The following is an 11,761-nucleotide window of genomic DNA, read 5'->3' as shown; positions in this document are numbered from 1 at the left end:
ATTACTTTTGAACTTTGTTAGATAAAGCTTATTTAAATTATCATCCAAATAATGGATTTGAGAAATAAACGATATATAATAAATAGAACTTTATTTATCATTTTCATTCTAGGATGGTTTAAAGTTTTTGCCCAAGACAGCTCTGCAGTTTTAGGTGAAACTTCCGTTATACTCATACATCCAATTTCTAAAAAATATACTGCAGACCTTACTGTTCGTTCGCGTTATTTCTTGTACGACCCGCCCTCTTGGCAGTTGCGACAACAGCAAGTTGACCTCAACCTTTTCTCAAATTACATCATAGATAAAAAGCACATTGTAAGTCTTGGTATTTATTACAGATATAGAACCCTTTTTGATACAGGACGTAGTGAAGTTAGACTCACTGAAAAATACAATTACATTACCTATAATCAAAAAATTCGTTACAGGCATAAAATTAGAACTGAACAACGTTTTTTAGAGGATTTAACCATTTTTAGACAACGGTATCTATTTGAAGTTGGCACTCCACTAAAAGGAGATACGTTTGATGTTGGTGAAACCTATTTTACTGGAAGTATAGAAGGTCTTTTAAGTTTAAGTACTGAAACCGAAACCATCACAAGCTTAAGAACCATCGCTCAAATTGAATGGAAACTTACAACAACTTTTAAAGTCAAAACAGGACTTGAATACCGGTTATATGATTTTAATCAGGAGGCATACAGTCGCTTATTTTTTCTGACGTCAGCCGTACTTCTTCTTTAGTTTTTCAAATAAAAAAAAACAGCTTACAAATAACTTAAAAAGGATGCTCTTGAAATTTCTTCAGCACCCAAACTTTCAAGGTGATTAGTGTGCACTTGGCAATCAATGAGCTTATAATTATGGTTTTGAATAAACTTAATAAAACCCACTTTACTAGCATTACTAACTTTAGAAAACATGCTTTCGCCACAAAACACGCCATTTCCCAAATCGATACCATAGAGTCCGCCAACGAGACTATTATCTTGCCAAACTTCAACCGATTTGGCATAACCAAGTTGATGTAATTCACTGTAAGCATCAATCATGCTTTGTGTAATCCAGGTATCGTCTTGCCCTTCGCGTTTTATTTTAGAACAGGATTGCATGACCTCTAAAAAGGCTTTGTTTTCGGTTACCGTGAATTGGTCTTTACGAAGTACCTGCCGCATACTTTTAGAAACCTTTAATTTTTCAGTAAACAACACAAATCGGGGGTCTGGTGACCACCATAAAATCGGATCGCCTTCACTAAACCAAGGAAAAACACCCGTTTTATAAGCTAAAAGTAAGCGTTCCACAGACAAATCGCCACCAACGGCAAGTAGGCCGTCTGCTGATGCTTCATGGGCTGCTGGGAACCTAAGATCCTCTGATAAAACGTGAAACATGGGCTCCATGACCGTGAAAATTAAAAAATTAAAGACACAAAATTAATAAAAGTTAAATAAACCGGTTTACCAAGTTCATTTTGAAGCTGCGTGGAATAAAAAAACCTCAATGCACTTCAACATTGAGGTTTTATATTTATTTCCGCGAAAGCGAAAAACCTTTTTAATTTAGAAAGGCAAATCGTCTGCGTCTTCTTCTTTTAAATCACCTGCTGGCTCAAAAGCATCTGCTGGTGGTACTGGAGGCATGCCTGCGTCTCCTGCTCCTGCTGGTTGAGCTGCTTCAATACGCCATCCTTGAATAGAGTTAAAATACTTTGTTTCTCCTTGAGGATTTACCCATTCTCTACCGCGTAAATTGATGTTAATTTTAACTTGTTGTCCTACTTGGTAGTTGTTTAATAAATCGGTTTTATCTTGAACAAACTCCACCATGATGTGCTGTGGGTACTGCTCATCTGTAGTTACTACAATTTCTCTTTTTCTAAATCCGTTACTTCCAAATGATTGTGTTTCCCCAACCATTTTAATTCTTCCTTGAACTTCCATTTACTCGTGTTTATGTTTGATTTTACTTCTTAACTCAAAATTAATTAAATATTGGGGCGCTCGTCTATTGTAAGATTCCATTGTTCTATGAATGGCAAGCGGCCAGATGCTTTAGCACCTGTATTCCAACGAAAAAACCTGTAATTTATTGGCCAACAGCCTATTTTGATTAACGCAGTAGATCTTCCCCAAAATATTTCCACAAAACTAACTAAAAAAATCTTGAAAATTGAATCTAGTTTTCAACATTAACAAAAAGCTTTTCTAAAAAAATGCTAAGCTCACGTCTCGCTCTAAAAAATCAATTTACCAAGTCTTTGCGCAATATTATTAACAGATTTGCATTATATTACCAATCAAATTTTGATATCAATGATATTTGCAAAATATAGCAATACTTTTCGTTGGGGCATTATTATCGCATCGTTTGCTATTGTCTCTCTCATTTTATGGAAAACTTATGAATTCTTTCAGCATTTTAAAGAGGAAGAGCGCATTAAAATGGAAATCTGGTCTTTTGCTCAAACGGATTTAATTAATTCTGACGACAATACCAACCTAGATTTAACCCTAAAGATTTTAAACAGCAATACCACCACCCCTGTATTAGAAATTAACAAGGATGGCAGTATTGGTAGTTACCTCAATATTGATGACACGCAATTTTCCGATCAAAAATATGTTGACAAATTAATTGCTACCTTCAAAAGTGAAAACAGGCCTATTGAAGTTATTTTCGACAATAAATTAAACAGTACGATTTACTATGGCAACTCGCCGTTGTTAAACAAATTAAAATACTACCCTTTAGCTTTATTACTCATTGTTTTTCTTTTTGGCGCCGTTATTTTCTTCTTCTACCGAAGCAACAAAAACGCGACACAAAACAAACTATGGTCAGGAATGGCTAAGGAAACCGCTCATCAAATAGGCACGCCGCTTTCATCTTTAATTGGTTGGACCGAAATTTTAAAAACCGAAAACGTCAACCCCGATTATATTATTGAAATCGAAAAAGACGTGGATCGCTTAAAAACAATCACAGAACGTTTTAGTAAAATTGGATCACTGCCCACCTTAGAAAAAGCAGATATTATTGCTGAAACCATTCACTCTTATGAATACTTAAAAGACCGGTCTTCAAACCTTATTGAATTTGAATTATTTGTTCCGGAAGGAGAAATTTATGTAAATTTAAACAAAGAACTTTACAGCTGGACCATTGAAAATTTGGTTAAAAACGCGATAGATGCTATGAAAGGCCGCGGAAAACTTAAAGTTGAAATCTCACAGCTTGAAAATTACGTCAAAATTTGTGTGAGCGATACCGGTAAAGGTTTGGCTAAAAAGAACTTTACGAAAATTTTTGAACCTGGTTACACCACAAAAAAACGTGGTTGGGGCTTGGGATTATCATTAACAAAACGTATTATTGAAGAATTCCACGATGGAAGAATTAAAGTTTTACAATCTGAAATTGGTAAAGGCACCACTTTTCAAATTAGCTTAAAAAGCACTGTATAATTATGCCGGAGAAACTTATAGAAATTAAAGAAGTTGCTTTAAACAACAATTGCCCTGAGTGCTATAACACTAAGGGTTTGCATTTATTATTTAAGCAAAAAGTAGTTGAAACCTCATTCTACAAGGCACTTACGCCAGAAATTAAGCATGAATTAAATTGCAAAACATGTGAAACAGCCATTTATCCTGAACAATGGACTGATGACATTGACCGTGTTGTAGACTATCAGAAAAAAGTATTTGAACCAAAATCACCATTTACCAAACTCAAAGCGCTGTCTTGGACCTTAATTATTAGCGCTATCGCTATAATTGGTATTGGTATTTCGGTAGTAGTGGCTTTATAATTCGGCTTGAATGGTCTTGGCTAAATCTTGAAACTCTGCTTCAGTCATAGCCACCTTTTTAATAAATCGTGCATCATCCATAGATTGTAAGGGAATTAAATGCACATGGGCATGAGGTACTTCTAAACCTATTACTGACATGCCAATACGCTCACAAGGCACAGCTTTTTTAAGCGCTAAGGCTACAGCTCTTGAAAAGGCCATCAAACCATGATACGTCGTTTCATCTAAATCAAAGATTTTATCAACCTCTTGCTTCGGAATACATAACGTATGTCCTTTCGCATTGGGGTTCACGTCTAAAAACGCTAAAAAATCTTCGGTTTCTGCGACCTTGTAACAAGGAATTTCGCCATTTACTATTTTAGTAAAAATTGATGCCATAATATCATTTTGAGTATTGAGAGTTTACAAAAAACTCATTTTAATTTTACAGCATATTGGTAATCATACATCATGATATTATTGTCATTCATAACGAAGTGAAGCATCTAATAAGATTCCTCGGTTCCTTGAAATGACAAAAAAACAATATACTTTCAGGTTAATAACAAAGCATGAATAATCAAATTAATTTTGCTACTACCTTATACTAAAATAAGTTCACTGTAAATATAAAAGATTCCTGTTGAAATAAACAGGAATCTTTATGATCACTTCTTTAAAATGTATTTTATGGTATATTTCTACAATGAAAATCTACCTTGAGATTTCAACAATATCAAATTTCATTACCCCGTTAGGCACTTGAATTTCGGCCACATCACCAACAGATTTCCCTAGTAAACCTTTCCCGATAGGTGAATTTACAGAAATTTTTCCTGTAGCTAAATCGGCTTCACCATCGGCTACCAAGGTATAATTCATTTCCATGCCATTGGTTTGGTTCTTTATCTTCACTTTCGATAAAACTAAAATTTTAGAGGTATCCATTTGTGACTCATCAATAACGCGAGCTCCGGCAAGAGCGTCTTCCAATTTAGAAATTCGCATTTCTAACATCCCTTGTGCTTCTTTGGCGGCATCATATTCGGCATTTTCACTTAAATCCCCTTTATCTCTGGCTTCGGCTATGGCTCTAGAGGCTTTTACACGCTCAACATCTTTAAGTTGTCTTAACTCGTCTCTCAATTTTTTTAACCCATCTGCTGTATAGTACGATGCTTTACTCATAACTTCATTGTTTTACTTAATAAAAGATGCTGAGATACTTCAACATAAAATAATAGCGTTAAAGGATTCAGCAAACAAAAAAATCCCGTTTCCACGAGATTGTCCTACAAATATACAAAATATTTAAATTATATGTTTTTTAATCTGAGAGTCCGCTTAATTTTTTTATAAGTTCCTAAAAGACCATTCATATAAAAGTCACAGCGTTAAACAATAAAATTAAACCCGCACTGTTTTCTATTTATTGTAAATTGCGCCTTATTTTCCATGCTATGAAATTACTATATACCTTATTCCTGTCTTCTTGTTTCGTGTTATTAACGAACTGTAGTGGCAGTAATGATAACGATGAGAACTGTAACTTTTTACTGGATGTCACGGTAAATTATCAAATTGATTTAAACCTGCCTCAATACAGTCAATTAAATTTTGATGGCAATTCTATTTATATCCCTGGTATTGGAAACAACGGAGTAATTGTAGCTAGCATTGGCGGAAGTTACATGGCTTGGGATGCCAGTGACCCCAATCATGCTAGAAGTGAATGCTCTGCTATTGTACCTGATGGTTTATTTGGTGAATGTGGCTGTGGAGATGGTAACCGCTATAATTTTATAACAGGCGAACCAGACAATAATGACGGTTTAAGATGTGCTTTAAAATTTTACAGAGCAAACTTGAGCGGCAATATTCTTTACATTTCGAATTGAGATACTTTTTTATTGGGTATCATTTAAAAAAAAGACCTTTCAGGTTTTAAAAACCTAAAAGGTCTGAGATACTTTTCATTATAAACTTTAAGAGTTCTACCAAACATGAGAAAAAAGCAGATACCTCTCTACGTTTGGAACAATCAATACATTGTATTAAAACTTCAAATTAAGGCCCACCAAGAAATTAGCCGTGGCCTGCGGATAATAGCCCGCATAATAGCCTGTAGTAATCCCTGTTGGGCTAGAAGGATTATTATAATCATAAGAACCAAAGTATCCATTAGACACATATTCCCGATTAAAAATATTGTTTGCTAATCCTGAAATTACAATAGCTTTGAATATTTTTTTAGGTTTAATCACATAGGTGATACTTAAATCGTTAACAAAATAGTCTGGAAGTTTTGATTCTTCGTTATCGGTATTTCCCATGTATTGTTCACCCACAAATTTACTTAACCATGATAATTGTAAATTTTCTATTGGAGAATAATTAAAAGCATTACCCACAACAACATTTGGTGAAAATGATATATTAGTTTCTCCTAAATCAACTAATTCGCCATCAATTGAACTTGTAAAATCTCTGTTTTTATTTCGGCTTAACGTCACGTTGGTGTTCATGCTGAATTTATCAGTAAACATGATATTGGCATCCACTTCAAGTCCTAAACGGTAACTTTTACCACTTGTGGCTCTTAATGGGCTTCCCACATCATCTAACTCACCAGTTAACACCAATTGATTTTCATAAAACATATAATACAAGTTGGTGTTTAAATTTACTTTTTCGCTATTGTAACGCCAGCCCAATTCTACATCATTAAGGGTTTCATTTTCAGTAACACCCGCCTTAAAATCATCTCTATTAGGCTCTCTATTAGCAATAGCAAATGAGGCATAAAAACTATTGAAATCACAATGTTTATAGGTTATACCAACTTTCGGATTAAAGAAACTGAAATTCGCATCAGTCACAAAAGGCACACCATCAGAATTGACCCCATCGGTTTTATAGTCTACAAAACGGCCTTGTAAATCAACAAATCCTGTAAACTTTCGTGCAAATTTGAACGTGGCTTTAGAGAAAACACTAAAATCTTTTTTAGTCGCATCACCATCATAATAATGATCTCTAATTTCGGCATCTGGAGCAAATTGTCTGGCCCAAATCACTTCACCAAAGTGATCTCCAGAATAGGTGTTGTATGAAACTCCTGAAATAATCTCTAAACTGTTCTTCTTATAGGTCACATTGGCGTTAACCACATAAAAATCGTTATCCAACCAACGTCTTCTAATCACATCGGTAATTGGTTCACCGTCATCATTAACGTCTGTTGCTACAACAATACCATTATATAAATCAATATCGGTGGTTTCTGACTCATACTGCTCAAAATACCCTTCTCCTTTTGTGTAGTTTAAACCTAAGGTTGTTGACCAACGGTTGTTTAAACGCTGATTCCAGTGTAACTGATAATGATCCTGCCAGTAGGCATCAATTTCATTATCATATGTGTAGGGATTTTGGCGACGATCTTCCTCCAATTGCTCGGCTGTTAAACCATACCAAGCTTGATAGGTTTCTTCTTCATTACCAAAAGTTAAGGCTTTAATTAAGGTGTTTCCTTCTTTGTAAACCCCTTGAATGAAATACGATTTTAAATCGGTAAAAGCACGATCGACATACCCATCAGAATCAATTTTAGAAAAACGACCAGACACTTCAAAACGATCATCAATAAGCCCTGTACTCATTTTTACGGTATGTTTTCTAGTATTATAACTTCCGAAACTATTGGCTATTTCCGCGGAAGCGATATCAGAAGAATTATCAGTTAACAGGTTTAAACTCGCTCCAAAAGCCCCTGAACCATTTGTTGAAGACCCCACACCACGTTGCAGTTGTAAACTTTCGGTGGAAGACGCAAAATCACCCAAATTCACCCAAAACGTGCCTTGACTTTCAGGATCATTATAAGGAATTCCATTTATAGTCACGTTTACTCGAGTTGCATCGGTACCACGAACGCGAATACCTGAATAACCAATTCCTGCTCCGGCGTCACTAGTTGTAACAACAGAAGGCAAATAATTTAAAAGCGTTGGAATGTCTTGACCTAAATTACGTTTTTCAAGTTCTTCTTTGGAAACATTAGAGTGTGTTATAGGCGAATCGGCGTTGACTCGTACCGCTTTCACTACAACCTCATCTAGATTTTCGGTAACGGTTGAATCTACAGGCTTATCATTCTCTTGGGCAATAGTGCTTATTGAAAATAATAAAACAGCCATATACAGCAGTTTCTTAGTAGCAATTTTTATAGTCGATTTCATATCGATTAAATCTTAATAATCGAATAAAAAGAGGCTATTATTCTTTAATGTTAGTGATTTGTTTTTTTAGAATTCATGCTGAAGTTTAAAACCAACAGAAATTCAAATTCCTAAACAGCATTATCTGTTCTAGGTTCGATGGGTATGATCTCAGCCCTTTGGCAGTTAAAAATTAAAAGTTAGAAAGGAATAATTAATTGCTATGCAAAAAATGATTCAATCTAAACTCATAACAGATCACTGAAAGAAGCACCCCTTTATTGAGAACGCTGCAAAAGTACTAAGCATTTACCAAAAGCCAAGACTTTACTTAGGTTTTTTAATCGAGGTCCGGCTTACGCCTATTGGCCTTTTTATCAGAGACTTGCTTTTTGTTTTTTAGGCGTTTTTTTACGACAGATTTTGGGATTTTAGTTGGAATACGGCGTTTTCTTACTTTTAAAGCTTCAGTGATGACATCAAAAAAGCGCTCTATAGCTAGGTTTTTATTTTTATGCTGACTCCTGCTTTCATCACATTGTAAGATTAAAACGCCTTCATTAGTCAGCCTATTTTCAAGCTTTCTAAAAAGACGTTTTCTTTGCGTATCAGTAAAAATTATGCTGTTATTCAAATCGAAAGTAAGCTCAATCTTAGAGGACACTTTATTAACATGTTGTCCGCCACTACCCGAACTTCTAACAGCTTTAAACTTTAATTCATTTATTAGTTTTTCCTTACTAAACATTAAGACACTTGATGTGCTGGCTTCAGCAAATCGTTTACGGTTTTAACAGGATTAAATGTTTCTAAAGGCACTTCAACAAAAATAGAATTCCAAAAAGCCATACTACCATTCCATAAACCAGGAAGCTCTAATGCTTTAATTTCAACGCCGTTTTGGGTTTTAGTCGTGATAAAAGCCGCCTCAGGATCCACATAATCTTTAAGGTTAAACTTTTCACCTTTATAATTTTTTACTCCACAAACCAAATCGGTTGGATTGAAATGTGTGGCCTTATAAACAATGCCTTGTTGGGCTGTTTTACTAAAATCGATTTGTGCGAACTCTACAATTTGCAGGGACACCTCATCATTTTTATCCTTCACCCAAAATGGCCCACCACCAGGTTCACCTTGATTTTTAACCATACCGCAAACACGAATAGGTCGGTTTAGTTTCTGTAGCAAATAATCTATTTTTTCTGAATTTGAAAGCGCTTCAAAATCAACATTTACCGGCACATTAAGGCGGTAGCGTAAAAACACTATCATCAATTGAAAGTCGGCATCGGTAAGATTACCTGAATCTAATTTGTGCAAATATTCAAAAACCTTTTCTTGAGCTTCAAGTAAGACTCCAGCAAGAAGTTTTTTGTATTTAGAAACCTCTCTATTTTGATTGGCTACTACAATATTATCAATGTTTTTTATAAAAAGGATATCGTGATCCAACTCGTTTAGATTTTCTAATAGTGCACCATGACCTGCAGGTCTAAACAAAATGGAACCATCGTCATTCCTATAAACCTTGTCTTTTGCCGTTAGGGCAACCGTTTCTGTTTCTTGCTTTTGATAAGAATAAGACACATTGAACGTGGTTCCTGTTTTCTGTTCCAAGTCTTCTTTTATTTTAAGCAATTCCGCATTAAAAAGGTCATGATGTTTTTCTGAAACTGTAAAATGCAGATTGGAGTTCCCTCCAGAAGTGGCGTACAATGTTGATTCAAATAAATGCTCTTGAAAAGCAGTAACATTCACCGCTTCGTACTGATGAAAAGGCAATAATCCTTTTGGTAAAGACGCATAGTTTAACGCATCTTCATCTAGCATGGTTTTTACAAAATGTACACAGCGTTCACCTCGAGACAGACCATTGAAATCTGCAACGCATTCGCGCACTTTATTTAACACCTCATCATAAAAAGGAAAAGCCTTTAAATTTGCAATAAAGGTTCCTATTAAAACATTAGATGGCTTAACTACAAAGTCATCTAAAGATTCTTTCGCGGGATTATATTTATTTAAAAATTGAAACAAGAACTTAAACATACGTGATGCTGCACCAGAAGCTGGAACAAATTTAAGAACAGACAGGTCCTTTAGCTTCTCATCATAAAACTGAATCAACTTTTCAGTTTCGGCTTCGTTATAATTTTCAATCCCTTTTCCTATGGTAGCGGCACCAATTAGTTCAGAATGTGTCATCCCATCTTTTAAGCGGGTAATTTGCTTTTTAATTTGTTCAATGGTGATGCCTTTTTTATAGATCTGTTCTATATCCTTATCTAGAAACATTATTGTCTTCTTTTAATAATTTATCAATGTGTTTTACAGCGGTTTTTAGGCGTTCAACCTTACTCCCTTTTAGTAAAACATATGGTTTATCATGTTTAATTAATTCATTTTGAAATGCTTCAAACATCTCTTCACGTTGGTTGGGCTTATCTCTTAAATCGTCTGCTTCCCAAGGCGTATCAATATAGGTCAAAAAATACAAATTGTAGCTGTTTTCCAATGCATATTTTTCAAGAATAGGGTCACAACTTCCTAGGTAATACACTTCAGAATACACTTTCGTTTCTAGCAAATCGGTATCACAAATTAAAACCGTATCTGTTTTTTTCGCCAGTTCATTTTCAAAGCGCATTTGGCCTTCGGCAATAGGCAGTAAATCTTTAGTTTCACAGGTTTTTCGTTCGTTATTCCATTTATTCTGAAGGTACTCCCGCGCATACTCAGGCACCCAAACCGAATTATAGTGTCGTGCTAATTGCCTAGACAGTGTCGTTTTCCCTGTAGATTCAGGACCAAACAGCACGACTTTTATGCAATTTGCGGGTTCTTGTCTAAACTTTTCTTCCATGCTTTATAACCATAAATGGCAATTACTGTAAAAATTAAATACTGAAAAGAGGTAAACACTAGGCCTTTATACAAATAAAGTGGTACCGAAATAATGTCACCAACAATCCAATACACCCAGTTTTCAAGTTTCTTTTTGGCCATAAGCCACATGCCAACAAAGAATATAGCCGTAGTGAGCGTATCTACATAAGCTGTCCAAGAATTAAATTTATCAAACACAGCATATACTACGACAATAAACCCAAGGGTTAAAAGAAAAATGAGTACACTCCAAAGATGTTCTTTCTTCGTGGTTGCAGTTACAGGAACTTCGTTGTTACTAGCATCTTTTCTTGTCCAATAATACCAGCCATAAATACTCATAGTAAAATAATAGGCATTAATGAGCATATCCCCCAAAAGTCCGTAAACCAACAAGATATAAACAAAAATCGCAGTACTGATGATTCCTGTTGGGTACACGAGAATATTCTCTTGCTTCGAACACCAAACACTCAGGAAACCAAAAAACACACCAAGCATTTCTAAGACAATGAGATGCGTTGGAATGCCCTGATACTGCGAAAAAAACCAATCAAAAATGTGGCTCATAATCTTGTCTATCAGATTTTACGATTTTCATATATAGCAGACCGCGTTCTATCAATTCAAAAGCTTCTTTTATTTCAACGGTGAGTAATTCCATAACGGCGTCATAATCACCATATACCTGAGTGCTTAACGGATTTTCAAGCACGGTTAAATCTGATGCCCGTAATTTTTTAATGAAATTTATAATGGCTGGCTCGTATTCGTCTTGAATAGGCGTTAGTGTTAATTCAACTGATATTTTCATAGTATGATTAAATTCTCTTAATGAGACATATTT

At 35.1% G+C, this 11,761-nt stretch carries 14 protein-coding genes; 4 read left to right on the top strand and 10 right to left on the bottom strand.

Features of this window, described 5'->3' with window-relative positions; all coding sequences use genetic code 11:
* Positions 1 to 51 precede the first annotated feature (51 nt).
* A complete protein-coding gene (locus tag F6U93_RS06470) occupies positions 52 to 750 on the top strand; it encodes a DUF2490 domain-containing protein (RefSeq protein ID WP_150938011.1) in 699 nt (232 codons plus the stop codon).
* A gap of 23 nt (positions 751 to 773) precedes the next feature.
* On the opposite strand, the gene aat is transcribed toward F6U93_RS06470, so the two are convergent.
* Positions 774 to 1,400, bottom strand: a complete 627-nt coding sequence (aat, locus tag F6U93_RS06465; RefSeq protein ID WP_150938293.1) for a leucyl/phenylalanyl-tRNA--protein transferase — start codon at positions 1,398 to 1,400, stop codon at positions 774 to 776.
* Between the two features lie 168 nt (positions 1,401 to 1,568).
* Positions 1,569 to 1,949: a DUF3127 domain-containing protein gene (locus F6U93_RS06460; RefSeq protein WP_150938009.1), complete on the bottom strand. Its 381-nt coding sequence runs from the start codon at positions 1,947 to 1,949 to the stop codon at positions 1,569 to 1,571.
* A 372-nt stretch (positions 1,950 to 2,321) separates the two neighbouring features.
* On the opposite strand from F6U93_RS06460, the gene F6U93_RS06455 reads away from it, so the two are divergent.
* Together F6U93_RS06455 and F6U93_RS06450 are read left to right on the top strand one after the other, a co-directional pair.
* Positions 2,322 to 3,473, top strand: coding sequence for a sensor histidine kinase (locus tag F6U93_RS06455; RefSeq protein ID WP_150938007.1), 1,152 nt, complete (start codon positions 2,322 to 2,324; stop codon positions 3,471 to 3,473).
* A 2-nt stretch (positions 3,474 to 3,475) separates the two neighbouring features.
* The gene (locus F6U93_RS06450) at positions 3,476 to 3,820 is read left to right on the top strand and encodes a hypothetical protein (RefSeq protein WP_150938005.1); all 345 of its coding nucleotides are present in this window, start codon (positions 3,476 to 3,478) and stop codon (positions 3,818 to 3,820) included.
* Here F6U93_RS06450 and F6U93_RS06445 read toward each other — a convergent pair.
* On the bottom strand, positions 3,815 to 4,204 hold the full coding sequence (locus F6U93_RS06445) for an HIT family protein (protein WP_150938003.1): 390 nt from the start codon (positions 4,202 to 4,204) through the stop codon (positions 3,815 to 3,817). The genes F6U93_RS06450 and F6U93_RS06445 overlap by 6 nt on opposite strands.
* A gap of 315 nt (positions 4,205 to 4,519) precedes the next feature.
* On the bottom strand, positions 4,520 to 4,993 hold the full coding sequence (gene greA / locus F6U93_RS06440) for a transcription elongation factor GreA (RefSeq protein WP_150938001.1): 474 nt from the start codon (positions 4,991 to 4,993) through the stop codon (positions 4,520 to 4,522).
* A gap of 272 nt (positions 4,994 to 5,265) precedes the next feature.
* On the opposite strand from greA, the gene F6U93_RS06435 reads away from it, so the two are divergent.
* Positions 5,266 to 5,703: a Rieske (2Fe-2S) protein gene (locus F6U93_RS06435; protein WP_150937999.1), complete on the top strand. Its 438-nt coding sequence runs from the start codon at positions 5,266 to 5,268 to the stop codon at positions 5,701 to 5,703.
* 156 nt (positions 5,704 to 5,859) lie between these two features.
* Here F6U93_RS06435 and F6U93_RS06430 read toward each other — a convergent pair whose 3' ends face one another.
* From F6U93_RS06430 to F6U93_RS06405, 6 genes are all read right to left on the bottom strand, one after another.
* A complete protein-coding gene (locus F6U93_RS06430; RefSeq protein WP_150937997.1) occupies positions 5,860 to 8,046 on the bottom strand; it encodes a TonB-dependent receptor in 2,187 nt (728 codons plus the stop codon).
* Between the two features lie 319 nt (positions 8,047 to 8,365).
* The gene (gene arfB, locus F6U93_RS06425; RefSeq protein ID WP_150937995.1) at positions 8,366 to 8,773 is read right to left on the bottom strand and encodes an alternative ribosome rescue aminoacyl-tRNA hydrolase ArfB; all 408 of its coding nucleotides are present in this window, start codon (positions 8,771 to 8,773) and stop codon (positions 8,366 to 8,368) included.
* Positions 8,773 to 10,323, bottom strand: coding sequence for a DUF4301 family protein (locus F6U93_RS06420; RefSeq protein WP_150937993.1), 1,551 nt, complete (start codon positions 10,321 to 10,323; stop codon positions 8,773 to 8,775). The genes arfB and F6U93_RS06420 overlap by 1 nt, the downstream gene beginning before the upstream one ends.
* The gene (locus tag F6U93_RS06415) at positions 10,310 to 10,891 is read right to left on the bottom strand and encodes an AAA family ATPase (protein WP_150937991.1); all 582 of its coding nucleotides are present in this window, start codon (positions 10,889 to 10,891) and stop codon (positions 10,310 to 10,312) included. The genes F6U93_RS06420 and F6U93_RS06415 overlap by 14 nt, the downstream gene beginning before the upstream one ends.
* Positions 10,852 to 11,484, bottom strand: coding sequence for a nicotinamide riboside transporter PnuC (pnuC, locus tag F6U93_RS06410; RefSeq protein WP_150937990.1), 633 nt, complete (start codon positions 11,482 to 11,484; stop codon positions 10,852 to 10,854). The genes F6U93_RS06415 and pnuC overlap by 40 nt, the downstream gene beginning before the upstream one ends.
* A complete protein-coding gene (locus F6U93_RS06405) occupies positions 11,468 to 11,728 on the bottom strand; it encodes a thiamine-binding protein (protein ID WP_150937988.1) in 261 nt (86 codons plus the stop codon). Before F6U93_RS06405 ends, pnuC begins: the two co-directional genes overlap by 17 nt.
* Positions 11,729 to 11,761 lie beyond the last annotated feature (33 nt).

Source organism: Pseudotamlana haliotis (assembly GCF_008806375.1).
Classification (GTDB): Bacteria; Bacteroidota; Bacteroidia; order Flavobacteriales; family Flavobacteriaceae; genus Pseudotamlana; species Pseudotamlana haliotis.
Note: the sequence above shows the minus strand (reverse complement) of the source record. Positions and strands in the feature narration are given on the sequence as shown.